This window comes from Solibacillus faecavium, assembly GCF_014836905.1.
Lineage (GTDB): Bacteria > Bacillota > Bacilli > Bacillales_A > Planococcaceae > Solibacillus > Solibacillus faecavium.
The window spans coordinates 147,539-173,810 of record NZ_JACSPZ010000002.1 but is presented as its reverse complement, the minus strand read 5'-3'; the positions used below and the strand labels follow the sequence as shown (position 1 = coordinate 173,810).

The 26,272-nt window shown below is 36.6% G+C and carries 26 protein-coding genes; 9 read left to right on the top strand and 17 right to left on the bottom strand.

Going from position 1 to position 26,272, the window contains the following annotated elements; genetic code table 11:
* Window positions 1-28: 28 nt before the first annotated feature.
* Complete coding sequence (locus H9635_RS04350) at window positions 29-622, bottom strand: YpjP family protein (protein ID WP_191698929.1); 594 nt, start codon at window positions 620-622, stop codon at window positions 29-31.
* Window positions 623-1,529: 907 nt separating this feature from the next.
* Between H9635_RS04350 and H9635_RS04345 the strand changes: the two genes are divergently transcribed.
* Window positions 1,530-2,585 (top strand): nucleoid-associated protein, encoded by a 1,056-nt coding sequence (locus tag H9635_RS04345; protein WP_191698928.1) that lies wholly within the window; start codon window positions 1,530-1,532, stop codon window positions 2,583-2,585.
* 288 nt (window positions 2,586-2,873) lie between these two features.
* Here the strand turns inward: H9635_RS04345 and H9635_RS04340 are convergent, their stop codons facing one another.
* The 4 genes from H9635_RS04340 to rsgA all read right to left on the bottom strand — a co-directional run bounded on the left by H9635_RS04340 (window position 2,874) and on the right by rsgA (window position 8,466).
* Entirely contained in the window at window positions 2,874-4,670 is a 1,797-nt protein-coding gene (locus H9635_RS04340; RefSeq protein WP_191698927.1) for a M3 family oligoendopeptidase, read from the bottom strand.
* A gap of 122 nt (window positions 4,671-4,792) precedes the next feature.
* Window positions 4,793-6,238, bottom strand: coding sequence for a cardiolipin synthase (cls, locus tag H9635_RS04335; protein WP_191698926.1), 1,446 nt, complete (start codon window positions 6,236-6,238; stop codon window positions 4,793-4,795).
* Between the two features lie 427 nt (window positions 6,239-6,665).
* Window positions 6,666-7,298, bottom strand: coding sequence for a hypothetical protein (locus H9635_RS04330; RefSeq protein ID WP_191698925.1), 633 nt, complete (start codon window positions 7,296-7,298; stop codon window positions 6,666-6,668).
* 106 nt (window positions 7,299-7,404) lie between these two features.
* Window positions 7,405-8,466 carry a ribosome small subunit-dependent GTPase A gene (gene rsgA, locus H9635_RS04325; protein ID WP_191698924.1) on the bottom strand — a complete coding sequence of 354 codons (1,062 nt, stop codon included), beginning with the start codon at window positions 8,464-8,466 and terminating at the stop codon, window positions 7,405-7,407.
* 612 nt (window positions 8,467-9,078) lie between these two features.
* Here rsgA and H9635_RS04320 point away from each other — a divergent pair.
* The 6 genes from H9635_RS04320 (at window position 9,079) to H9635_RS04295 (ending at window position 12,783) form a co-directional block, all read left to right on the top strand.
* A complete protein-coding gene (locus tag H9635_RS04320; protein WP_191698923.1) occupies window positions 9,079-9,594 on the top strand; it encodes a GNAT family N-acetyltransferase in 516 nt (171 codons plus the stop codon).
* Window positions 9,595-9,603: 9 nt separating this feature from the next.
* Window positions 9,604-10,206, top strand: a complete 603-nt coding sequence (locus H9635_RS04315) for an FMN-binding negative transcriptional regulator (RefSeq protein ID WP_191698922.1) — start codon at window positions 9,604-9,606, stop codon at window positions 10,204-10,206.
* 128 nt (window positions 10,207-10,334) lie between these two features.
* The gene (locus H9635_RS04310; RefSeq protein ID WP_191698921.1) at window positions 10,335-10,862 is read left to right on the top strand and encodes a YceI family protein; all 528 of its coding nucleotides are present in this window, start codon (window positions 10,335-10,337) and stop codon (window positions 10,860-10,862) included.
* A gap of 509 nt (window positions 10,863-11,371) precedes the next feature.
* A complete protein-coding gene (locus tag H9635_RS04305) occupies window positions 11,372-11,848 on the top strand; it encodes a DUF5412 family protein (RefSeq protein ID WP_318245177.1) in 477 nt (158 codons plus the stop codon).
* Window position 11,849: 1 nt separating this feature from the next.
* On the top strand, window positions 11,850-12,503 hold the full coding sequence (locus H9635_RS04300) for an HAD hydrolase-like protein (RefSeq protein WP_191698919.1): 654 nt from the start codon (window positions 11,850-11,852) through the stop codon (window positions 12,501-12,503).
* A 22-nt stretch (window positions 12,504-12,525) separates the two neighbouring features.
* Window positions 12,526-12,783, top strand: a complete 258-nt coding sequence (locus H9635_RS04295) for a translation initiation factor 2 (protein WP_191698918.1) — start codon at window positions 12,526-12,528, stop codon at window positions 12,781-12,783.
* 47 nt (window positions 12,784-12,830) lie between these two features.
* On the opposite strand, the gene H9635_RS19175 is transcribed toward H9635_RS04295, so the two are convergent.
* From H9635_RS19175 to H9635_RS04260, 8 genes are all read right to left on the bottom strand, one after another.
* Complete coding sequence (locus H9635_RS19175; protein ID WP_225231117.1) at window positions 12,831-13,085, bottom strand: hypothetical protein; 255 nt, start codon at window positions 13,083-13,085, stop codon at window positions 12,831-12,833.
* Window positions 13,086-13,138: 53 nt separating this feature from the next.
* Window positions 13,139-13,390, bottom strand: a complete 252-nt coding sequence (locus H9635_RS19170) for a hypothetical protein (RefSeq protein WP_225231116.1) — start codon at window positions 13,388-13,390, stop codon at window positions 13,139-13,141.
* Window positions 13,391-13,978: 588 nt separating this feature from the next.
* Window positions 13,979-14,710, bottom strand: a complete 732-nt coding sequence (locus H9635_RS04285; RefSeq protein WP_191698917.1) for an alpha/beta hydrolase — start codon at window positions 14,708-14,710, stop codon at window positions 13,979-13,981.
* A 9-nt stretch (window positions 14,711-14,719) separates the two neighbouring features.
* A complete protein-coding gene (locus H9635_RS04280) occupies window positions 14,720-15,505 on the bottom strand; it encodes an ABC transporter ATP-binding protein (RefSeq protein WP_191698916.1) in 786 nt (261 codons plus the stop codon).
* Window positions 15,506-15,511: 6 nt separating this feature from the next.
* Entirely contained in the window at window positions 15,512-16,534 is a 1,023-nt protein-coding gene (locus H9635_RS04275; protein WP_191698915.1) for a FecCD family ABC transporter permease, read from the bottom strand.
* The gene (locus H9635_RS04270) at window positions 16,524-17,534 is read right to left on the bottom strand and encodes a FecCD family ABC transporter permease (protein ID WP_191698914.1); all 1,011 of its coding nucleotides are present in this window, start codon (window positions 17,532-17,534) and stop codon (window positions 16,524-16,526) included. Before H9635_RS04270 ends, H9635_RS04275 begins: the two co-directional genes overlap by 11 nt.
* 131 nt (window positions 17,535-17,665) lie before the next feature.
* Window positions 17,666-18,652 (bottom strand): ABC transporter substrate-binding protein, encoded by a 987-nt coding sequence (locus H9635_RS04265; RefSeq protein ID WP_404828841.1) that lies wholly within the window; start codon window positions 18,650-18,652, stop codon window positions 17,666-17,668.
* Window positions 18,653-18,769: 117 nt separating this feature from the next.
* Window positions 18,770-19,576 carry an AraC family transcriptional regulator gene (locus H9635_RS04260; RefSeq protein ID WP_191698912.1) on the bottom strand — a complete coding sequence of 269 codons (807 nt, stop codon included), beginning with the start codon at window positions 19,574-19,576 and terminating at the stop codon, window positions 18,770-18,772.
* A 266-nt stretch (window positions 19,577-19,842) separates the two neighbouring features.
* Between H9635_RS04260 and H9635_RS04255 the strand changes: the two genes are divergently transcribed.
* Window positions 19,843-20,181 (top strand): GlpM family protein, encoded by a 339-nt coding sequence (locus H9635_RS04255; RefSeq protein ID WP_191699416.1) that lies wholly within the window; start codon window positions 19,843-19,845, stop codon window positions 20,179-20,181.
* Between the two features lie 78 nt (window positions 20,182-20,259).
* Here H9635_RS04255 and H9635_RS04250 read toward each other — a convergent pair whose 3' ends face one another.
* The 3 genes from H9635_RS04250 to H9635_RS04240 all read right to left on the bottom strand — a co-directional run bounded on the left by H9635_RS04250 (window position 20,260) and on the right by H9635_RS04240 (window position 23,469).
* Window positions 20,260-21,504: a hypothetical protein gene (locus H9635_RS04250; RefSeq protein ID WP_191698911.1), complete on the bottom strand. Its 1,245-nt coding sequence runs from the start codon at window positions 21,502-21,504 to the stop codon at window positions 20,260-20,262.
* The gene (locus tag H9635_RS04245) at window positions 21,491-22,009 is read right to left on the bottom strand and encodes an RNA polymerase sigma factor (protein ID WP_318245176.1); all 519 of its coding nucleotides are present in this window, start codon (window positions 22,007-22,009) and stop codon (window positions 21,491-21,493) included. The genes H9635_RS04250 and H9635_RS04245 overlap by 14 nt, the downstream gene beginning before the upstream one ends.
* A gap of 107 nt (window positions 22,010-22,116) precedes the next feature.
* Entirely contained in the window at window positions 22,117-23,469 is a 1,353-nt protein-coding gene (locus H9635_RS04240; RefSeq protein ID WP_191698910.1) for a TraB/GumN family protein, read from the bottom strand.
* A gap of 417 nt (window positions 23,470-23,886) precedes the next feature.
* Here H9635_RS04240 and H9635_RS04235 point away from each other — a divergent pair, with 417 nt between their 5' ends.
* On the top strand, window positions 23,887-24,366 hold the full coding sequence (locus H9635_RS04235) for a YusW family protein (protein ID WP_191698909.1): 480 nt from the start codon (window positions 23,887-23,889) through the stop codon (window positions 24,364-24,366).
* Window positions 24,367-24,443: 77 nt separating this feature from the next.
* On the opposite strand, the gene H9635_RS04230 is transcribed toward H9635_RS04235, so the two are convergent.
* Window positions 24,444-26,252 (bottom strand): S-layer homology domain-containing protein, encoded by a 1,809-nt coding sequence (locus H9635_RS04230; RefSeq protein ID WP_191698908.1) that lies wholly within the window; start codon window positions 26,250-26,252, stop codon window positions 24,444-24,446.
* Window positions 26,253-26,272 lie beyond the last annotated feature (20 nt).

The window sequence follows — 26,272 nt, the reverse complement described above, 5'->3', positions numbered from 1 at the left end:
CTGCAGCAAGTACAGGTGTGCAATATTGTTAGGATAACCATTTCGGCGGTGTGTTTTTCGACCAATAAATATCGCCAAGGTTATAATGCTTTGAGTAATTATCTTCATATGTGTGGTAATGGAAATTATAATAATAGCCTTCAAAAGGACGGTTCTCTGTTCTTACATGGAAACGGATGATGTCTTTTTGAGAATTCGCATCTACTAAGTGGAAGATTTTTTCTGCATAGTCGCCACTTGGCTTTTCAGTAATTGACAAGTTGCGAAGCTTTTCTTCACCCACTCGGTCAATAGTCGTTGCAATTGCTTCTTCAATTTTCGGGAAGATTTTTGTTTCAAACTCCTGTTCAATGACAGGACCGACTCTTGTACCGAACTTTATGTAAGACTGCTCTTTTGCCGCGGAAACAAAATAGTCGGTTGTTGGTAATGGTTTTTCATCAACTAAAATATCATCAAGCTGATAGGCAGATGCAATATGATTGTCACTAGGTCGGTCTAATGTCGATTGATTATGACGTGACTCTTCGAAATTTGCCCAGATTTCATGATTGGGTGTAATTAAACCAAACGATAATAAAGCGACGGAAACAACGAGAGATTTGTAAATCCATTTCTTCAAGTTTATCACCTTCTTAAATTATGTATAATTTTTAACACTGTTATTAAATCTATACGAATAAAATACGAAAAGGTTTCATCTTTCTATTAATCATTGTACAATAAAAAGGAAGATATTGTAGGTTATTTAAGGGAGGTTTTTAAAAAATGGACATTGTTATGGGTGTTGGATTATTATTAATGCTTGGTTATATGACTTCTTTATGCTTCACGGACTAATACTATTTCTTTCGCAGCCATCCAAATTTTTGGGTGGTTTTTTACTACTTACCAACAAGCACTCTAAAATAAGCGGAAGATTTCCGGCTATTTATAAAATCGCTCAGAATTAGCGATAAATAAAGGTATGATTTCCGCTTATTCATGAAAATAACACCTAAATTCTAGTTTTTTAAGTAAATAAGCGGAATTTCTCCGTCTATTTTGGCGGTTTTTAAAAATTATCAGCAAATAAACGGAATTTCTCCGTTTATTTCACAATTACGCTTCCAAAACTACCTTATAAATTGGACAAGGGGCTCCCAATATAGCTTGGGAACCCCTTTAGTATTTAATAGATAGCAATATAAATAAATGAAAGTCTCAACCCGATCGTCCGGGGAATTTTATTTTATTCGGAGTAGCATAGCTCCAGTTTTAACCGCGGTAAAATTCTACTAATCTTCTCTAACTTAAGCAACATAGTCCCAACCTGCTACTATGTCCTTGCAGCCCTTAAGCTTGCGCCAGTGTGAATAAGTATCTTCAAAAACACTAGCAGAAATGCCAATTCATTTATAGCACTATCTACAATAGCACCTAACTATAATAACACATATGTTCCCCTTTGTAAAATCTCTTTCGTTCGTGCAAAACAATTCAATGTCCGTTATACTTGAAAAATCGGAATTAAAAGGAGTTAGTGAATGATGAATGAAGTAGAAACAACATTGGCAATTCAAATGAAACGTATCGCTGTAACATTGCTTGATATGGAACAAAGCCGTTTCGTCTCTGCCAGTCAAACGATGGATTTATCTGCAATACAATCAGAAGTTTACAGCAACTTTTTTGAATCGTATATAGATGCGACATTGAACAGTCCTAAGTCAGTTGCGTGTAAATTTTTAGACCGCGATAATGATATTATTACAAAGATTAATCGCTATGTAGAATATCCGGACGACACCCATTTTATATCTTTAGCGAACGACTTATCGAATAAGCTATATCAAATTATGCAAAATGTTTCAAACAGTAATGGCTCTGTGTTTGTGGCACATATTGAAATTATTGATGAGCCCTATATTTTATTTTTAAAGCTCGATCCGAAAGAAGCCGTTCAAATTGATTTGGAAACGTTAAATTTAACTACAATTGAAAATATTTTACCTGACGCTTCTAGCCGTGTGCAAAAATGTGCGCTCATTCGCATGAACTATAATCCGCTTGAAGAAAACGTTTATGTGCTTGATAGACAATCAGATGGAGAACCGGCGAAGTTTTTCATGGAGACGTTTTTACAGGCTACACCGATTGCATCAGATAAGAAGAAAACAAAGATGCTAATGAAAGAGCTATATGAGAAAATTGCGGAATCGATTAATGAAGAACAAACGCCCCACCTACAAAAAGTGATTGATGAGGAATTTGAAAATGGCAAATATATTGAGCTAGATGCATCTGTACATAATATATATGAAGCCATTGCTCCTCCTGAGAATCGTAATGATTTTGTTGAACAAGGTGCAAAATTATTTATTAATGAGTTTACAGACCGTAACCCTGACTTCACCCCTACTTTTGAAGTGAAGCGTGATGATTTAAATGTAATTTATAAATCGGCTGAAGGGGAAATATTATTCCGCTATGATAAGCGTCTTGAAAATATTGACGTTCATCATGATCAAGTGAGTGGTACTTATACGATAACGATTCGGGATGCAGATAAAATTGATTTTACTTTGCATAAAAAACCGTTATAACATTAAAAGGGGACTTGGACAAAACCCACCTCAAAATAAAAGCCTTTCATATTTTACAATGAGTAAAATATGAAAGGCTTTTTTGTCTACTTCGTAGCCGTTGTTCTCCGTTACGGCGGACGCTTTCCTGGGGGCACGGCTCGAGCCTGTAGTCTCTCCCACGTGCTTGTCCCCAAGGAGTCGCCGCCTTCACTCCGAACAACTAATTTTTACTTCTATCTCAAGTAAATCTCTGCATAATTTCAAGCATGAAAAAGACAAAGAATTATGTCCAAGCAACTCTTTTCATTACTTCGAAGTTAATGCAATAAATTCTTCTACATCTTTCTCACAAAGCGCGATTCCTTTTAACCAGAAATCTTCAGTCGTGATGTCTGCACCTAAATGCTTCATCGCTAAATCTTCTACAGTCATTACCGCTGTATCACGAAGTAATGCCATATATTTTTCCTCGAACCCTTTGCCCTCTTCTTTTGCTTTTGCGTAAATGCTTAAAGAGAATAAATAGCCGAATGTGTACGGGAAGTTATAGAACGGCACGCCTGTAATATAGAAATGCATTTTTGATGCCCAAAAGTGTGGGTGTGTTTCACCTAGTGCTCCACCATGAGCTTCGATTTGTGCTTCTTCCATTAATTCATTTAAACGCTTAGAAGATACGATACCTTTTTTGCGCTCTTCATAGAAGCGTGTTTCAAATAAATAACGAGCATGAATGTTCATAAAGAACGCTACTGAACGTTGGATTTTATCTTCTAATAGCGCGATCTTTTCCTGTTCATTTGATGCTTCTTCAACCGCTGCATCCGCTACGATCATTTCTGCAAATGTTGAAGCAGTTTCGGCAACATTCATTGCATAGCGACGGTTTAATGGATGAACCGGGCGAAGAGCATATGAATGGAATGCGTGACCAAGTTCATGTGCTAATGTTGAAACGTTCGACATTGAACCTGAATATGTCATAAAAATACGTGATTGCTCGGATAAAGGCATTCCTGTACAGAAGCCACCTGGACGTTTATTGTCACGGTCTTCCGCTTCAATCCACCCATCTTCAAAAGCAGTACGCGCGAAGCTTTCCATTTCTGAACCGAAACGACCGAAATGTTTTAAAATAAATTCCGCGCCCTCTTGGTAAGACATTGTAGCAGTAGAATCCGTTACAGGAGCATCGAAATCAAACCAATCTAATTTTTCACTGCCTAATAATGTTGCTTTATGTGTTAAATAATCTGCAAATTTTGCTTTGCGTGACGTAATAGCTCCCCACATTGCATCGATTGTTTCCTGCTTCATACGGTTAATTTGTAAAGGCTCTTTCGTAACAGAATCCCAGCCGCGCTTTTTATATACTGCTAAGCGGAAGCCAGCTAAATGGTTTAAAGTTTTAGCAAAGAACTCTTCACGGTCTGTAAATACTTCCTCTAATGCATCAAATGCAGCTTTACGAACTGTACGGTCTTTATGAGAGCTTAAGTTATTTGCTTGTCCAACCGACATTAATTTCTTTTCGCCGTCTACTTCGACTTCGACTTTAATATCACCGATCAGCATGTTATAAAGCTGACCCCATGAGCTATAGCCATCTACACCTAAAGCAGAAATTAGTGCTTCTTCTTCTTCAGATAGTGATTCCTTCGACTTTTCACGCCATTCCGTTAAAATAAACTCAAATTGTGATAATTCATTTGTTTGAAGTAATTCGTCGAAAGTCGATTCGTCGATTTTACCGAGCTTTTGATTAAAGCTTTCCATAATTGGAGAGAAGTTAGCTGAAATACCCGAAAGCTGACCTTGTAATAAAAGCGCTTCACGATCTGTCGTATCCTGTGCCGTTAAACAAGAAAGCATAGCACCCGCCTGTGATATATGCATCATTACTTCTTTAATATTTTCTAAAATAGATTGAATAGATAATGCTGCATCTGTATTTGTAGGAACATCGAATTTTTCAACCATTTCTTTTAATACATCCATTTTAGGGTTTAAATTTTCGATATGTTCTTTTAGTTGTGGTGATGCACTGCCACCTTCGAAAAATACATCTAAATCCCAAACTTCAGGATATTTTACGTTTTGCATAGTATAGCCCCGCTTTCTGAATTGTAGTTCAATTCTTATTTTACTAAAAAATGAATAAAATTGCTCGAAAATATTTCGGTTTATGAAATAAAAAAAGCTAGCCTAATAGACTAGCTTTCCATTTATAATATTGGAGATAACAGACGTGACACTGATTCACGGACTCTAGTCCATGTTTTTCGTTTCTCAAATAGCTCTTTTGTTAATTCGAAACTATCTTTTATATCTGCTTCAAATAATTCTCTACACTTAATCGCAAACCGTTCATCATATAAAATCGCATTGATTTCGAAATTTAGACTAAAGCTTCGGACATCAATGTTTGCAGTACCGATTGTTGCTAATTCATCATCGATTACGAGCATTTTTGCATGAAGGAATCCTTTTTTATAACGATATACCCTTCCACCAGATTCAAGCAGGTCTCCACCGTATGCTGAATTGGCGCCATATACGAAGGGATGGTCTGTTTTTTCAGGCGTCATAATGCGCACATCTACACCTGAGGAGGCAGCAATTTGAATTGCATGCAAAAATGCCTCATCAGGTACATAGTAAGGGGTTTGAATATAAACATATTTTTTAGCGCTTAAAATCATGCGAATATAAGTGTTTTTAATGGATTCAAAATCTGTATCCGGTCCACTCGATACAATTTGGACGGGTGTGTCCGCATCGACTGTAAATGAGGGGAAGTATCTTTGCTCGACCTTCAGTTCTTCATTTCTCGCCTGATGCCAATCAAATAAAAAATGTGCCTGCATATTGTATACGGAATTGCCTTCTATACGTAAATGCGTATCTCGCCAATACCCTATTTCGTCATCAAGACAGGCATACTCCTTACCGACATTAAAACCGCCAATATATCCAATCCGACCGTCTATAATAATGAGTTTTCGGTGATTTCGGAAATTAATTCGAGGATTGAATAATTTCAAATACGAGGAAAAGAAAGCTTCTACTTGTCCACCGGCATCCATCAATTTCTTTAAGTCTTTTTTACGTAAAGTACGTGAACCTAAATCGTCGTAAATCATTTTTACTTCAATGCCCTCTTTAGCTTTTTTAACAAGCGCATTAAAAATACTTTTTCCGACCTCATCCATTTTGTAAATGTAATATTGAATATGAATCGTTTGTTTCGCATTTTCAATATCTTCAATGACAGAGCGGAATTTTTCTTTCCCTTCAGCTAAAATCGCAACATCATTTTTAGAACTTAATAAAGCGTGATTGTAATCGACATTCATTTTTATTAACCCTTGATGCCTTTTTGTAATCTCGTTTGGAAATTCATATGTTCCTTCTGCAAGAGCGGTATGCTGATCCTGGAAAGCCTCTATAGATTCTTCCTGTTGAACAGCATGCCAGCGAACGAAATGCTTCTTTTGTAAATTTCGTCCCAATAATAAATAGAAAATGAACCCAATAACCGGCAAGAAAAATAGGACAAAAAGCCATGCCCATGTTGATGAAGCACTTTTACGACTGATAAATATTAGCATGAGTGCAAATAAAATATTCAAAAGGTACACAGTAACCATCAAAAAACCTAAAAGTGTCATTAAAATCACCTCATTTCTTCTTTTTACTTGTAAAATGTTTGCAGTTTTTTCAAGTCATTAACTATTCCCTCAAATTTAGAAATCAAGACATGTAAGCCAAAATTTATTTATTCGTCCTAACACTAAAATACCGCTTACTGTATTAGTAAGCGGTCAGACTGTAGCCATACTCTTAAATAGTGTTTGTTTACAGTTTTTTATTTTAAAATTAATTGAATCTAGACATCGTTGATTTCCGTTCCGGGACCGATGCTTTCCCCAGGCACGGCTCCAGCTAACTAACTTGTGCCTACGACGGCAGGCCCAAGTTAGTGGATCTTCCGCACGTGTGGTTCCCGGTGGAGTCACGGTCCCTCCACTCCAATCAACTTATTAATTCCTTTACATTTGAACAACTTGTTCCTGTTAACGCATCTAGAAGAACTCTTTATTTACTCTCCATCTCATACTCCATCTTTGCTTTTTTAAAGCTATAGTATAATGAGTATCGTTGAAGTCCTTTTGCCGCTTCAACGGACTGTCGTGCAAAATGGTCAAATGCTTCTAAATTACGTTCTGTTAATGCTAATTGTGCTTCAATCCCGTACTTCATCCATTCGGACTTCAAGGAATAACTATTAGCTTCTTCCCGATTTCCGGCTACTGCGGCAATTAATGCTTTACCATATGGACCATTCTGATTATCCATTAATTGATCTGCGTAGTATTGAGCACGTTCGAAATCGTCGAGACGAATTGCACGATTCATTTCATATGTATTTTTAATAACCGGTTGTTTATAGTGACCAATGATTTTTTCCATTGCTTCGATTTCCTGTTCTTTTGTACCGACTTCTAACGTGTGTATGTAATTCATTACTGGATCTTTTTTATGCTTTACAATATATTTTCTGATTTTCGCCAAATTTGTAGAAGCGTATGCAATGTAAAACATATAGCCAATTGAACAAAGACCAAAAACTAGAATTATGGAGATAGATACTACAAATGGCCAATCAAACATGGCACTTAGAAAACCTACTGCTAAGCCTAAAATTACTACATAAACCCAATTTATCATTTTTTCACCTCTTTTATTTACTCCATTTATTATAGCGTAATAATGTTATTCAATCCATGGATTAAAAAAGCAGATGCACACTTTCTATGTACATCTGCCTGTTGTCTTATTTCATTTTCTTTATGCTTTTTGAGACCTGCTTCCATTTGCGTTTTTCTGCAAGCTGAGCATCGGTATTTGCCTTTTTCTCAATATATGCGAGCTCGCGTTGCAGTTTAAAGTAACTTGTTAGTCTCGATGAATCAAGTGCACCATCATCTACTGCTTGTATAACCGCACAACCCGGTTCATTTTTATGTTTGCAGTCCCTGAAGCGGCAATTGTCCGCCAGTTGATCAATATCGGAAAAACTAGCTGATAAACTGTCTCCTTGATCCCAAAGCTGCAGCTCACGCATACCCGGTGTGTCGATTAAGCATGCCCCGGACGGTAAAACTACGAGCTCACGATGTGTTGTCGTATGACGCCCTTTCGCATCGTCTTCACGGATATCGGATACTTTCATTTGGTCAGTATTCAATAATGCATTTGTAAGAGTGGATTTTCCTGCACCGGATGAGCCTAATAATGCGGCTGTTTTTCCTTCTGTCAAAAATTCCTTTAATGCTGAAATCCCTTCGCCTGTAACCGCACTTACTGTTAAAACGTCTACACCGAATGCGACAGACTGCACTGCTTCTATAAGCGCATTTTCATCTTCACAAAGGTCTGCTTTTGTTAAAACAATGAGCGGTGTCGCACCTGAATCCCATGCTGCCACTAAATAGCGTTCTAGGCGACGGACGTTAAAATCTGCGTTCATACTCATGACAAGTAAAATATAATCCACATTTGAGGCAACAATTTGTTCATCGACTTCTAAGCCTGCCATTTTCCTTGTGAATTTTGATTTACGGTCAAATAAATGATGAATAATGGCGCGCTCTTCCCCCGGCATTTGTTCGATTATAACGAAATCCCCTACTGCCGGATAATCCTTCCTGGAAAAGGCGTGGTAAGCAAAGTTTCCGGATACTGTTGCCAAAAATTCACCTTGTTCTGTTAAAACCCGGTATGAATGCTTATGTTCTAAAATAATACGTCCAACTAATCTTGTTGCCCGGTCAAACGTTAAAGTTTGTAATTGTGTTTCAAAATATTGTGTAAATCCAAGTTGTTGTAAATTCAATGAAATTGCCTCCTAATGGCGTATAGTATTGTATTGTTTTTAGGCAAACAAAAAAACCTTATGACCAGCAATTTTGCCCGTCATAAGGTCTCATACGCACAGTGAAGAAGCGTGACTCTTCTATATTAGAAGGCACAAAGGTGGCGAATGTTATATGACAAGCTCAATTGCATCGTTTCAATCTCATGTAATTTTGTCATTGTCATCACCATCTTCCTTCAATAATTAATACAACTATAACAAATTATAGTAATTTATGTCAATATAATTTTACAGAAAATTTTAAAATAATTCACTAATATAACGCTTCAAGCTTTCGGTAAATTGGTTTGAAATAAATTGAATGTTTTAGAAATTTATGAAACAATTCAGATAGAACAAAATCGGAAGGAGTGTTTTATCGATGAGGAAATGGGTTTTTTCAACTATAATTTTTATTGTGTATTTTATCGTGTTATTTACTATCGTTAATTCACTGGTTTCGTTTTCTTCAACAATAATCAATTTCTTCTTTTCTATGCTATTTATTTTTATCGTTCTTTTTTTAACAGTATTGACTGCCAGAAGGCTTTCACTATAGAGGAAAAATATTTAAAGCGAGGTATTCTACATATGAACATTCAACTAATACAATGCACTACAAACAATTTAATAGACTTGCAATCGATAGGCCGTGATACGTTTTATGAAACATTTCATGATCAAAATAATACGGAAAATATGTCCACTTACTTAGATGAAGCTTTTTCAACTGAAAAACTAACAGCCGAGCTCCAAAATCCGTACTCACTATTTAAGCTGCTTTTTGTAAATGAGGAGCTTGCGGGATATTTAAAAGTGAATACCGATGAAGCTCAATCAGAAAAATTGGGACCTGACTACATAGAAATTGAAAGAATATATATTTTAAGCCGTTTTCATAAGTTAGGTCTAGGGAAAGTCTTAATGGAAGAGGCAATGAAAATTGCGCTACACATGCAGAAAACTAAAGTTTGGCTTGGTGTCTGGGAACAAAATTCGAATGCCATTGCGTTTTACGAAAAAGTTGGCTTTCAAAAAACAGGCACTCACTCATTTTTCATGGGTGAAGACGAGCAAATTGATTTTATTATGACAAAACAATTGTGAGGCGAAAAAATGTATATTCCAAAGCAATACCTATTAAAAGATGAACAAAAAATTCGTCAGTTTATTAAAGAGTATAGTTTTGCATCGTTTATTTCGATGCATGATGGTGTGCCTGCTGCAACGCATTTACCGCTTTATTTAAGTGCAGATCATCAAGACTTATACGGACATTTTGCACGTGCAAACCCTCAATGGAAAGACATTGAAGGTCAACAGGTGCTGGCAATTTTCAGCGGTCCGCACAGTTATATCTCCTCTTCCTGGTATGAAACGAAAGATTCGGTGCCTACTTGGAATTATGTAGCGGTTCATGTAAATGGATCTATTCAGTTTTTAAAGGATGAAAAAGAAATTCGCTTATCATTGCATCATTTAATTGATAAGTACGAAACTCCAAATAGTACATACGACGTCAATGCAGTTGATTCGAATTATATGAACAGCTTATTAAAGGGGATTGTGCCTTTTAAACTTCACATTACTTCTATAGAAGCTGTCGCAAAGTTAAGCCAAGGTCATTCAAAGGAGCGACAAGGGCTCGTTATTGAAGAATTATTGAAGAGAAATAACGGTTTTGATGTGGAAATTGCAAAATTAATGAAGGATAACTAATCGCTATTAAAATATTTAACTTTCACCCGGATGAATGATTTGACACTTTTATCCTAATATGGTAAATTTATCTCGAATTCAAGATAAAGATTGTCTTGGAGCTTCATAATAGTTGGGAGGAATTTAACATGGTAAAATGGCAAATCGATCCGGCACATTCATCAATAGGTTTTGAAGTTAAGCACATGATGGTTTCAAAAGTTAAAGGACAGTTTACTAACTATTCAGCAGATATTGAAGCGGATGATTTAGCTGATTTAACATCAGCAAACATTGATATTACAATTGATGCAACAAGTATTACGACGAACAATGATGATCGAGACAATCATTTGAAATCAGCAGAATTCTTTGACATTGAGCAGTTCCCTGACATTAAATTTAAATCGACAAGCTTTACAAAAGATGGGGACGATTATAAAGTGTCAGGCGATTTAACAATTAAGGATGTAACGAAACCGGTTGTACTTGATGTGGAATATGGCGGTAAAGGGACAAATCCATGGGGCGTAGAGGTTTACGGTTTTGAAGGAAAAGCAAAAATTGACCGTGAACAATTCGGCTTAACATGGAATGCCGCTCTTGAAACTGGTGGCGTGTTAGTAGGTAAAGATATTAAAATTAAATTAGAGCTTGAGTTAAACCCAGCACAATAATTTACATGCGAGGCTGGAACATAACCTCCTCAAAATCAAAAGCAGTCCAAGTTTACGATAAGTAAAATTTGGACTGTTTTTTCACCTTAGTAGCCGTTGTTCTCCGTTACGGCGGACGCTTTCCTGGGGGCACGAGGCCAACAGGAAGTTGGTCACAAAAGCGTTGCCACAGGACGTGGCGTTTTTAGCTTTTGTTCCTTAAGTCTCTCCCACGTGCTCCTGCGATTACTCGTCGCAAAATAAATTTTGCTTGTCCCCTAGGAGTCGCCGCCTTCACTCCGAACAACTACTTTTCCTTCTAAATCAAGTAAATCCTTGCCTAATTTTAGTCATATGTATCCTACCACTAAATTTTAAAATGTGGCATTATGCAACCTTCCTCCCCTATTGCCGTCCTCATTTAAAACATTATTTTCCATATAAGAGGTGCTTATTTGCGTAATTTTTATTCGGCGGTTGCGATATTTTGTTCAAGCATTGCATTTTTGTTTTTTTGCTTTTATTTGATAATGAATACATTATGGACATATTCCAATATGACCCTGATTGTACTGAACATTTGCTTTGTAATAGTCATTTATATTCTAATAAAAGAGTTTAAACAGCTTAACCTCTCTAAAAAAATTATCGCTATTTTCATTAACACAATTTCCTTTATTTTCACGGGACTTATTCTAGTTTATTTTGCATTGAAAATCCTCATTTTTTCAGTTGGTGGTGCAGAACATTTATTCACTTCCAATTCACCAAACAGAAATTACACGCTTGATTTTTACGCATTTGATGCAGGTGCGATGGGAACGTTCGGTATTCGTGCTGAACTTGATGGTCCTTTAGGCTTTAAAAAACAAATCTACTATGAACGGCATGGAGAAGAAGCGAATGTTCAGTGGCTTACAGATGACATTGTTATTATTAATGGTCATGAACTGAATTTAAAAAATGGAGACACTTACGGTTATCAAGTGCCAGAGAGAGGAAGATAAGATGCAAACAGCAATTATTTTTGATATGGACGGAACATTATTTCAAACGAATCTTATTTTAGAATCCGCATTGAAACAGACTTTTGAATATTTACGTGAAAACGGACTTTGGTCAGGTGATACACCTATCGAACAGTACCGTCAAATAATGGGCGTCCCATTAAATGTCGTATGGGAAACTTTATGTCCGAATCATTCCAACGAAGTTCGCGAACAAAGTAATGACCATTTTCAATTAGCGCTTATTGAGCAAATACAGCGAGGAAACGGTGCATTATATCCGGATGTCCTCCCTACGTTACAAAAGTTGAGTGAACATTATCCTTTATATATTGCGAGTAATGGACAAACGGCTTATTTACAGGCAATTGTAGCGCAGTACCGTTTAGATCGATGGATTAAAGGAGTTTACAGCATTGACTGTATTGATACAAATAACAAATCCTCTTTAGTACAGCACATTATGGAAGAACAGCAAATAAACAGTGGCTATGTTATCGGCGACCGTGCCTCAGATATCAATGCAGCAATCGATAACAATTTAACATCTATAGCAGTAAACTTTGATTTTGCACAACTTGCCGAAATAATAAAGGCTCATTTTATTGTCGAACAGTTTATACATATTCTTGATATTATAGATAGACAGCATTAAAAATGGAAGTGAGGTGTATGGAATGAATAAAAACAATGATTTACTAAAATTATGCATGATTTTTGCAATTATTGGTATAGTATTCATTGTATTTAATGGTCATTTCGCAAATGCTTTCGGCTCTGTTTGGCTTCAATCAAATGGCGGAATCATGGATACCGAGGAATATTTTTTCATGAAGACGAGCTACGCAAACGCTTCTCTAGTCATTGGAGGTATTTTATTTAGTGTTAGCTTCCTTGCAATGATATTTAGTTGGTATCAGATGAAAAATAAATAACAGCATATTAAAGGCATCGGGAATATTTCACCCGATGCCTTTGAAATTTAAGCATTTCCGCTTTTATATTGTTCATGGACAGAAGTTTCCTGCACTGGTTCATCCGGCAGGCGATTATAGGATTCTTTCTCAGTTATCAATTCTTTATCCTGAACTTCTTCTACATGGCTTCGTTCGTTATAATTTTTCATTTCTTCATCATTCCGTTCATCCGGTAATCGATTGTACGATTCCTTAACGGTTACAATACTTTTATCTTGCTCTGGTGCTTCTACGTGACTTCGTTCGTTATAATTTTTCATTTCTTCATCATTCCGTTCATCCGGTAATCGGTTATACGACTCCTTAACGGTTTCTACTTTTTTTTTTCCTCATTACCATCTACATGACTTCGTTCATCGTAGCTTTCCATTTCTTCATCATCACGCTCATCTGGTAAGCGATTATAAGACTCTTTATTTGTCTTTAATAATAGGTCATCTTTTATTGATTCATTTTGAACATTTACATGCTTTGTCTCATCAAACTTTTTCACTTTTCGATCGTCTCGTTCATCCGGTAATCGGTTGTATGATTCTTTATTCGTTTCAAATTCTTTGTTTCCCATCATGCATTCCTCCTACTGATTTCAAAAGCCCTAAACATTGTTAGGAACTTGGTAGTTTATCTTTTCCCTTAATAAGCTGTATAAAAACATTTTGCATAACTAGCTGTACAATTAATACTTTTTTGTGATTAAAAAAGACAATAAAAAAAGCCTTTAAAAGAAAGGCCTCAGATTGTCGACAAAAGATCACGAGCGTTCGTTTCCCGAAACCTTTTATCTTTTTATTATAAATTTTAACTAGATGCATAGCAGGAACAAATTATTCAATCGTCCCTATTTCATGTTGTTCACGTTCATTGAATTGATTGCTAGTCATCGTAGATATCGTACCTCACTTTATTTAAAGGGATTAATAAGTTGATTGGAATGGAGGGACCGTGACTCCACCGGGAACCGCACGTGCGGAAGATCCACTAAATGGTGCCTGCCGTTGTAGGCACCATTTAGTTAGCTGGAGCCGTGCCCGGGGAAAGCATCGGTCCCGGAATGGAAATCAACGGTTTAATGTTAATTTAATTTTTATACACACACTTTTTTAAGAGTTTTTCTACAGTCTGAAGCCTTCTAAAAGAAAAGCCTTTCGTTCAATCAGTTTGATTTTAAAAAGCGTAAAACTCGGCTTAATGTCGTTGGAATGACAGATGCATGATTTTCACCTTCTGATATAAAAAACTCACTGTTAATTCCCTTTTGAATTGCTTTTGTATAGAAGCTTTCGGCATCGACTACCATATCGCCTTCATTGCCCCCTACAGATATATATAAAGGCGCAGTATAACTATGTTCTACTTGTTTCAATCGGGTTACTATCTCATGGTTATTCCACCAAATCGATGGACTTATTGCAGCATATTTAAAAAATACATTAGGATAAGTTAAATAGCTCCACAGCACGAACAGTCCACCTAATGAATGGCCATAAATGGAGATTTTATTTTTGTTTATCGTGTATTTCTCAAGAAGCATCGGGATAATTTGATGCATAAGATAATCCATGAAATATTCCGCGCCGCCAGCCGGTACTTCTTTCATTGCTCTACCTCGGCGCACTGGAAAATGATACTCTGCTGCAGGGGCAGTAAAATCATAAAATCGCTGTTTTGGAATATCTTGTTCCTGATGCCCAATTCCTACAATAACTGCAGGCTCTATGTTCGTCTTCACACGATTGCGGATTTGGTTTGTTACTGTTTCATGGAATAGCTTACTATAGCGTGTTCCATCCAACACAATAATCACAGAAAAGCCATTTGCAGGAGGAGCTTCGTCCGGTACATAAATATCCAATATATAAGGATAGTTATTATAGTTTGATTGCATTGTATTCACCTATTTCATTAAATTATAAGAAAAGCAGACTGGCACTTGATGCTCCGTATCGACTAAAATTTTAGCATCAATTTGGAAAACTTCTTTTAAAACTTCTGTAGTCATTATTTGCACTGGTGTGCCGGTATGAAGCACTTTGCCTTTTCTCATAACAATGAGTTCATCCGAAAACCGTGCCGCATGGTTTAAATCATGTAGCACCATAATAATGGTACAACCAAAATTTTTATTGAGCTGCTGCACAATTTCCAACACTTCAAGCTGGTGTGCCATATCTAAATATGTTGTCGGCTCGTCTAGCAGTAAAATATCCGTCTCTTGTGCCAATGCCATCGCCAGCCAAACACGTTGACGTTGCCCTCCGGATAATGCCGCTAGTTCTCGGTCCCGAAACTCCTCTGTATGTGTCACTACCATCGCCCAATTAATTTTATCTATGTCTTCTTTCGTAAGACGCCCAACATTTTTCCGATGTGGATAGCGACCGTAAGCAATCAGCTCATGTACTTTTAACTGCCCTGGAGCAGCAGGTGATTGTGCTAATAAGGCCAGTTTTTTTGCTATTTCCTTTGTCGACATCGTATTCATATTCTCATCTTGAAGGAAAATATCACCGCATTCCTTTTTTAAAATGCGCCCAATCGTTTTCAGGAAAGTAGATTTTCCGCATCCATTCGGTCCAATAATCGTCGTAATCTTCCCTGTTTGGATTGATACATTTAAATTCTCGATAATTCGCGTATTTTCATAACCTGTAGTTAATCTTTCGACTTGAAATGCATACATAACGCCTCACCCTTTCGATTTTACTAATAAATATAAGAAATACGGAATGCCAACGAGGGACACGACAATACCAACCGAAAGTTCTACAGGAGAAAAAACCGTTTTGGCAATATAATCTGAAAACACAAGTAAAATAGCCCCTATAAAAAGGCTTACCGGCATCATATACCTGTGATGAATTCCGACAAGCTGGCGCGCTATATGCGGTGCCATTAATCCAATAAAACCAATACTGCCGGAAACCGATACACACGCACTTACTAGGCCAACACTTGCAAGTAATAACTTCACTTTTTCTTTTTCAAGTGAAATACCTAGACTCAAAACCGTCTCTTCTTCCAACTGAAAATAATCGAGCAAATAGGCCTTTCTATAAATATAGATCCCCAATATGATAAGCCATGGAAGCATCGCACTTACAAAATACCAATTGGAATTATAGATCGAGCCATTCATCCAAATGGCTGCAGCCTGATAATCTCCCTCATCCATTTTTAACGACCAAAAAAGGGTGATTGCACTAAAACCTGTATTAATCGCAATACCCGTCAATATAAGCTTTTGCATATCCATACGTCCTTGTTTATACGAAATGGCCAGAATAATAGCAGCTGCAATGGCGCCTCCTACGAAACCAAATAACGGGACAATCAATATTTTTAACAGACTATTTATTTCAACGTTTACTAATTCCACCTGGAAAAAGAACATAAAGATTACAATGGCACAACCCGCCCCTGCATTGATTCCAATAATGCCGGGATCAGCAAGTGCATTTTTAGTAATACCCTGGAGCACGACACCAACCATAGCAAGACCCATTCCAACTAATGCTGCTGTTATAATTCGAGGCAAACGAAAATCAAATATTACTAAATCAAATTGCGCTGTTGACTCAATACGCAGCAAAGTTTTAATAACTTCCGGAGTAGTCATTGCAAATGCACCGCTCGTTAAATGAATATACATAGCTAAAAGAAGGAGAAGTATTAATGTACCGCTCATAAACAACCATTTTTTATGCTGCATATTTTTCACCGCCTTTTCGACGAATCAAATATAAGAAAAATGGCACGCCAATGATTGCAGTAATGACGCCAATTGGAGTTTCGTATGGGAAATTTATGTATCGGCTAATTAAATCACATGCGGCTAAGAAGAATGCGCCCACCACGGCAGAACAAGGAATAATTACGCGATAATCTACCCCCATTAACATTCGTACAATATGCGGTACGACTAACCCAACAAATGCAATTTTTCCGACAAGAGCTACGGCGGTACCCGTTAAAATGGCAACAGCTAGCATGCTAAGTATTTTTACAGTACGCGTATTTTGCCCTAAGCCAACCGCCACATCTTCACCAAGTGCGGTTATTGTAACAGCACGAGCTAATACTATCGTTAATATAAGCCCAATTAATCCAATCGGTACACATAAAAACACTAACTCCATTTCAACCATATGTACTTTCGAGTTATACCACATTGTGACCGTTTGTGAGATTTGATAGTACATGGCGATTGCCGTTCCTATACTGCTAATAAATGTACCAATTACCGTACCGATAATGGCTAATCTTACAGGGGATAACCCGTTTTTGATAATGGAAGCAAACCCAAAAACGAGTGCACCGCCAAACAGTGAGCCAAGCATTGATAGCAATACTAAATTAAAGCTTGATAGACCCGGTAAAAACACGAATGCCATCGTTATGAAAAAGGCAGAACCATCTGTTACACCCATTATCGATGGCGAGGCAAGAAAATTTCGAGTAACTCCCTGCATAAGGGCACCAGCTGCTGCTAAAAATGCACCGACAAATAAGACAGCAAGCGCTCGTGGAACCCGTCCTGACCAAATAATTTGGTGATCTATATTTTCTTCATCATATTGGATAATTGCTTCTATAATCGTTTCAATTGGAATCGATTTCGTACCCATTGAGATCGATAGAATTGCCACAATTACTATTAAAATTGGCATTATTATTGAAAATAAAATGAAATGCCTATAGGAATTTTTCAAAAATAATGGCCTCCTTTGAAAAAATAAAAGAAAGAAGCTGCCCGGAAATCATTTCGGACAGCCCCCTGCACCCACTTTTTATGAGGCAGTTCTAACTACCCATACAAGCAAACGCTTTAAGTGAATCCAGCTTATTTTAATACGTTTTCATTAAACGCTTTTAGGAAATTGATTTTTGACCAGGCTGTTCCCCCTTGTGCCATTGCATCAATCAGATTGACATGCACATTATTCGTTTTTGCGGCAGTTGTACTGCTGAAAATCGGGTTATCCAAAATCTCTTTTAATAATTCTGGCGTTTCTTTATTTTCATCATCTGCATATTGCAGGAAAATCATATCCGGGTTCCACTCAGCTAATGTTTCATATGTAATAACCGTTTGTGCTTCGATTGCATTTAATTCTTCTGGGACACTAAAACCAAAATCTTCATAGATGGAAGGGTTTAAATAAACACCTGCTGGGTATACCGCCAAGCCGCCACGTACTCGGATAATCAACACTTTTTTATCTTTTAAATCACTGCTGGCAATAGTTTCTTTCGTATTGGCTAGAGTTGTTTCATAGTCTTCCAGTGCTTTTTGCGCTTCTGCTTCCTTACCCGCTAATTGTCCGAATAACAGGAGATTTTCTTTCCAGTTTGTAGAAATATGCGAATACGGGAATGTTGTCGCGATTTTGTTATAGTTTGTCATTTGCGCTTCATCCCATTTGCTTGTCCCTAAAATTACATCCGGGTTTAAAGAAAGCATTGCCTCTGTATTCGGCTCTTTTTTCGAACCGACAACCGTTGCTCCGGCTAAATCAGCTTCCAAGTATTTAGGAATTGTCTTACCATCATTTGAAATAACGCCTGCAGGTTTAACACCAAGTACTGCAGCATCTTCCATCGCCTCTAAACTTGCAGCAATAATCGTATCTACTTTCGCTGGCACATCGTAGTCGTTCCCTAAATAAGATACTTTTTGTACAGTTGCCTCATCAGCTACAGATTGATCATCTTTAGAAACTTGCTCTGTATTAGCTTCAGATGATTCCACCTCTTCTTCTGCATTACAAGCAGCTAGCATTAAGGCCAACGCCGCGGCACTTACTAACGTACGGTATTTTTTCACAATTAGTTCCTCCTGATTTGTTGATAACGATTATCATTATCATTTTATTTACAAATCTGATGTTATCAAACGGCTGTATGTACGTAAATGGAGTTTTTTACAATAGAAATGGACTTTTGCTTAATCGCTATAAAATTGTTTTCGGAAATTAGTCGGCGTTTGCTCATATTGTTTTTTAAATACACGACAAAAATAAAACGCATCTTGATAACCTACTAAATCAGCAATATCCTTAATCGGTATAGAAGTTGTTCGCAATAATTCTTTCGCTTGCTTCAAACGAAATTCTGTTAAAAACTGAATTGGTGACATCCCGATTTGCTTGTCGAATAAGTAAGCTAAACGTCGACGATCACACCCTACCTCTTCTGCAATATCTGCAATGGAAATAGATGATGTATAATGTTCAGTCATAAATGTAATGGCCTGATCAACGACATTGTTTGATGTTTGCATTTTTGAACATATGACGATGAACTCTATAAGCTGCAAAAATAAGGATTTGCACTTCAACTTATTCAAATCACCGGGTATTTTTTCAAAGTGAATCAGTTGTTGGACAAGATAATCCATTTTATGGTGTTGACCTGTAACGATTTCAAAATGACCTGTTTTAATTGATTGAGTGCTGTTCATTGATTTGTAATGAATAACCGTATAATGCCACGGTTCCTGACTTGTAACTAAAATATCAATTTCCATATTCGGTCCCGCGTGTAAAATAACCCCTTTATGTAAAGCATACACTTGCCCATTCAATGAAAAATTCGCACTTCCTGATAGTGTTATCACGAGTCCATTTAAAAGTGGTGCCGTGTTTCGACTGTGATCATGTGCATTCACACCTAAGCTTGTAACGAATAAATCTTCATATTGTATTGTTGTATTAGCAAAGTATTTTATTAAGTCGTTTGTTTGAATTGCCATCACACCCTTCTATTTCTAAGATCACCATATGCAAATGATAATCATTTTCAATAAGGGTACACTACTATGCTGTGACAGTACAACCTATTTTAGAAAAAAGAGTGAAATTATCGATTGATACAGAAAAATATGTAGGTAAAAAGCTCCTTTCCATCACATTAAATCTCACTTTTCCTAATTGATTCTATTTTCAAAAATTGATATTGATACTTTAGAAATAATGATTTATATTTATTATATTTTAATGGAATAGAGGTATGGGGATCGTGTTTTATTTAATCCAGTTTATCATTGGCGGTACTGTCATGCTGCTAGCTACATGGCTAAGTCGTTCAAACTTGCATTTTTTATCTGGAGTCATTACGCTTTTGCCGATTTTAACGTTACTGAATATGCGGCTGCAGATGAAAAATATGACGGATGAAACCTTTCACATTGTGCAGCAAAACGCTATTTTTGGAGCTGTAGGAATGGTTTTGTTTACCGCGCTCGTGTTTTATTTTTCGAGTTACTGGAAACCCGGACAAGCTGTTCTTAGTGCGCTTTCAATCTATGTTATTTTTATGTTGATTGGCAAGCCGGTTTTAGCATTTATCCAAGCATAATAAAAAAAGCTGCATAGTTATCCCTATGCAGCCTCGACTATAGATACACTCTTAATAAGTGTTTGTTTATAGTCTTTTTTATTTTAAAGATTTTTCTATTTGTTCTGTGGAGGATGTTCGATTTACTTCATCATTTAGAGAGCAACTAAAGGTGAATAAATAAATGAGTATATGCAACAGCATTAACTGTCCTCTAAATGTTCTGTTATTCGGTAAAATAATACACAATCCGATAATTAATAGTAAGGGGAAGCTTATAACTAGCATGCCTGCCCCCACAAAGCCGTCTCCAGATATAACCCCTGTACTAAATGAAACGAGCCACGTTAATATTGGTGTATGGAGCACCACCCAAACAATGGACCATATAATTTTCGTAATTTTTTTCGAGGCATTTTTCAACAGAACATGTAAAATACTAAAGCTCACAATCGAAATAAGCAGACAAATGAGCATTGTCTTTCCACCACGATTCAACCAATTGTCCTCAATCGTTGCTTCCTCTAAATTTAACGTACGAATTTCGTTATTGACGATAAAGTCCTTTACGAATTCATCCATCTGCTGTTCATCAACAGGTGCCGCTTCACTGTAGCCAATATGATAAATTAATCCATTATGATAGCTGTAGTATTCGTTTGCTGAACCAGCACTCGTATAAATAGCATCATCATTTTCATTATAAAAATAGTAATTATAGACGAGTCCTGAACCATTATTTCTTTTCTGTTTCACAATTGCTGTAGACTCGTTAATCTGTTCTATCTCCATTGGATTGCCGGCTGCATCGACTAAGTTTTGTTGAAGCTCTTCAACATTTACAGGGTTAATCCACGATGGAGCAATTGAAATATTTAAAAAATGATCATCCGACTTAAAATGAAACTGCAGCTCTGTAAAAAATCCGTCATTCACTGCAATGACCGTTCCGTTTTCCCGATCAAATGGCTGCGGTAAATTCGGAAAAGTGACGCCACTCAATTTCAAAAAATGAGCTAATGAAATTTCCCTGTAATAGCGTAATGACCGGATATGCTGCATATCCTGTTCCCTAAAGTTTTCACTGTAAGCAACCCCTGCGCCATCAATTTCATGGAATATATTTAAAAGAGTTGGTGTTTCAGTCGCTTGAAGCCGGTTTTGCTCTGGATTCAATTGATTCATTACAAAAATTATAATGGCTGTACTAATTAGAGCTGTAATTAATGTAATATGAACAAATCGTTTCGGTTTTCTTTGCTGAATTTTCATTTGTACGGCATGTTGAATATTCTTTTCATGTAGTGACGTATTTTTCAACTCTTTCAGTTTATAACGTGTCATTTTTTAACACCTCCCACTCCATTGACTGTAACTTATCCTTTAATAACTCCCTGCCTTTTACAAGTCTTGATTTTGCTGTGTTTTCATTTAAATTTAAAATTTCTGCCAGCTCTTTCACTGAATAACCTTCCAAATAATAATAGGCTACTACTTCGCGTTGCTTTAACGGTAAGCTTAGTACAGCCTCACTTATAAGCTGTTCCTCATCCTGTACGACTAATGCATCAGTATGTCTATGAGAAGATGTATGAAGCCATTTTTCCTGCAAAATGATTTTTCGGTAATGCCAACTTTTTAAATAATCTTTTGATTTATTTGTTGTCATCGTAATCAAATAGCGTTCCACTGAAGTGGGATCGAGGTCCATTTTTCTTTCATAAAATTTAATAAAAACATCTTGAACAATATCTTCGGCTGTATGTAAGTTTTTAGAATAATAATAGGCAATGCGAAAAAGCTTTGCTGTATGTTGTTGCATCAATAAATTAAGTTGTTGCTCATCCACTCATTTCACTCCTTTCTACTATAATAACGAATGTAAATATGGCTAGGTTGAAAATATAAAAAAACACGGAGCATTTACTTTCGTAAACAAACTCCGTGCTGATCATATTATTGATAAAACGGTTTTACATCATATCCGCTTTGTTCTAAATGATAGCGGATATTTTTGTCTACTAAAAAGTGACCTGCCCCAACTACGACAAAGAAAGTACCTTGCTGTTTTTCCAGTACTTCCACAAGTTTGGCAGCCATTTGTTCATCACGTTTGCCGAATAGCATTTCGTTAAATTCCGAAGTATCTTCATTCATTTCTTTTAAGCTTTCCGCAAATTTTTCAATGTCGCCATTGACCCAGTTCGTAAACCAGTCTGTCATGATTTTAACATCTTCATCTGTTTGCTCAGCTGGTTCTAAAATGCTATCAAGAGCCTCAACTAGGGATTGTTCCTGTGATTCATTAGACAAGCCATCAAACATATCAACTTGGGCATTCATACCTTCCAGCTCATAAATAGGCTTTTGCTGTAAATAAGCACTTAGTATAAATTGGATATCTACACCATGCATCGCCATTTCCTCCGGTGTTAAACCAAACACTCCGTCAAGCGCCATTGATGAAAAATTACTTGAAATAAACCAAGGTTTTTGTAATGCTAACTCTTCCATCGGCATTCCCAATTGCTCTGCAACTTTTTCCAGTTTTGCATACGTTTCTTCACTTACGACATCTTTAATTGTGCGACCATCCGTAAACATCGCTTTTTCCATATAGTAATCTAAACCGGATGGGTCCAATGAGTTTACCTCAACAAATAGACCATCTGAGTCTTTAAAGGCATTCGTAAGCTTTTTGTGCATTGGATGTAAATCCGGTGTACCTACATGAATAGAGCCTAATAAGTATACTTTTGTATCTTCGTCTTCTACTACCCAGGCAACCCCTTTTGCACCTGCATTGGCCTGTTCGAAAGTATCTTGAATTAAACGGACAGCAAAAATGACAGCATGCTGTGTCGTTGCTTTAGCATCCAGCATTAATCCACTTTCAGACCCTTGCAGTACTTTGCGCTCCTGCATATATTTAACCGCATCTTCTGATACATTCAAATCGTATTGTGCGACAATATTATATAGTTGATTAATGATATCACCGCGTGTTTTATCGCCAGTAACTTTTAGTGGTGTAAATGCTTCATTTTTAGCTAAATTTAAACCTGCAATTTTCTTTTCTGTTAATGTCATTAATGAATTTAAACGTTCAGTAGAAATAGTGGATCGAAAGCCATCATAATACCATTCAATCGGGAAAATGCCGAACTTTTCGCCATCATTTAATGTTTGGATTGCCCAATTACTAATATCGGGAGTAACCTGTTCTGCTTTAACGGCTGGCATAATTGTTGTAAACATTAAAGTTGTTCCTAATGTTGTTGCGATAGCCGTTTTCGTAAACTTTTTCATTGTTAACATCCTCCTAAAAAACGATTATGAAATCGCTTTTTCAAAATAGAATATATGAAATAGCTTTATTAGTTTGTAGTCGCTCTATAACTCTACCTGAATACATTCTAAAATTATATTTCACCCAATAATTGTATCATAATTTTTTATAAATATTTTCATTTAATGGTAATTTTTATGCAAATTATTTATATTGCTATATTTGGTTGATGATTGATGAAATCCGTTCATATTACTGACTACTAAGTATTTTTTATTTCTGTCTGAGACATATTAAATTAGGGTGATTTATACAATTTAATTTGATACCAATAAAATTTTATATGGAATAATCATCTTTTTAAAATAATATTTTCATGATTATTTTTTTTTATTCAGGGTAATTTAACTGTAGATAATCGAAAGGTGGTAAAAAGGATGAAAAAACTAGCTTTATTTTTAGCAATAGGAACCAGTGCATTTTTAGTAGCTTGCGGAGATAAAGAGGAAGCAACTAATTTACCGGATAATGCACCTACAGAGCAAAATACAATGGATCAGACAAGTAAAGATACTAATACTGATACGACGAATGCACCGTATAACTTTACACACTTTGATTTAGATATTAAGTATGCTGATAATAAGAGCTATGAAGTGGATTATGAAAATGAAGCATCTCGTGCAGAGGCAACCATCGATGATGAAGTAAATAATTCTAAAATCGAAGGTAATGAAGCTACAAATACTTTAGTACCGATTTTTGAGAGCTTTACATTTGATGCGAATACAGATTCTGATGCAGTCATTGATGAAGTTTTAGAAAAATTCAATCAGCCTGACAGCTTCTTAGAAGTTGAAATTGAAATTAAGTTTGCTGACGGTACAGTGAAAGAATACCGTCGTACAAACCAATAAGAACCTGCGGATAATAATGCCGGTTCATGCTAAAAGAGAGATTGCATTATGCAGTCTCTCTTTTTCACTGGATTACTTTAAAGCATCTTCGCAATCTGAAGCGTGCGATGTAGTACTTTTGCCATTTGAGATCGTGTTAATTTTCCATTTGGATCGAAATGGCCATTTTCTTTTCCTCCAAAGATTCCATATTCATACGCCAATGCAATATAGTAGCGCTCCGAAGAAGAAAGCTGTTTAATATCCGTGAATGGCATTTTACTTAAATTAGGATCAGCCATTGCCACTCCTGCATGCTGCAGCATACGTATGGATATTAGGGCTGCTTCTTTTCTAGTCACGACTTGTTCGGCATTAAAGTAATTTGATTTTTTATCATCCAATATCCCTGCCTCCAGTAGCGCTTGAACAGATGCTTCATACCATTTCCCTTGTATATCCAGATAGGTAGAATGTTCATTAGCTGTTAAACCCATTGAACGGGAAATCATTGCTGCATATTGTGCTAACGTAACGTGAGCACTTGGTTTAAAATAATTATTTTCAACTCCAGAAACAATTTTACGTTTCGCCAGCTGCTCAATTTGATAACGGTGCCCGTCTGCCTGAATATCAAAGAACTTCGGATTGTGCTCGGAAACAATATATTCTGCGGAGTTTTTTGTCTTCAATACATGCTTATTCAACACTCTTGTATATGGCGTTGCTTCATAATCACCATCATTACCTAAACGAAGTATTGTTGCTGAAGCCGGGAAACCTTTTACTTCGATATCAATATAGGATGAGAACTGTAAATTTTCATTATGCATACTTGCTGAAAGCAAAATAGACTGCCCTTTTACTTCATCAATTGTCAAAGCAATGACTGCATTATTATTTGAAGCAGGAATTGCAGATCGAGGGATGGAAAGTGAAATGCTATCGGAAACCGTGATTTTTGTTGGTATATGACGGTTCATATCCGATACTGGGATTAGTATAGAATACGAATTACCTTTCTTTGAAACTTCAATCGACGTCGGGTTTTCCTTTTCCTCGAGCTCTTCATAATAATACGGATCCCATCCAAATGGTATATTACGCTGAGCCTCTTCTATATATAATAAATCTTGTAAATTCGTCACTAATCGTTGCTGTAATGCGTTTAAAGCATTATATTCCTTTCGAACCGCTTCTACTTGCTGCTGCGTTGAAGAAGTCGTCAATTTCGATATGGCAGTCATGACTTGCTGTGCGATGGAGCGATTGTAGGCAGGTGACTGATGTAGCTCATATTCACGCATTTTTTCATTTGCCATTGTAGACAGTAAAGTTCGGAAATCGTACGGCAATGAATTGTACGCTTGCATCGCGGATTGATAGTTGGATACATAATTCCAATCTTTCGTATTTAATTGTTCGAAGCTGAGTTGGACAGCCTCCATTTTTCTCAGGTTCTCCATATAATTTTGAAGCTGTATGTATGAATGGCTCGGTATAGCATTTTTCTGTGAATACGTTAATGAATTGTAATAACGATTCGCCTCTTCTATGTCCCGAATAAATGTACTTTTTCTCGCTGAAATTGCATTCATTTTTGCAGCAAATGTATTCAAAACTTCCTGATGGTTTTCATATGTATCTAAGTAATAAAATAATGTCGCCGCATTCCTTACTTGCGTCTGCTGGTAATAAGTTAAGGCGTTGTAGGCATTTCGTGCTTCCTTTATGTAATACTCATATGTACTGCTCGATGTGTTGATCTGATCGATTAAGTTCTCTACGTTATAAACTTGCCAATCATAGGAATTACTACTATTCGCAAAGGCTGGTGCATCGGTAATCACAATTGCAGCAGGAATAGAAAGAATGGAAAATAGTGCTGCTGATTTTTTTATAGTCATGAATATCTACCTTTCTAAAT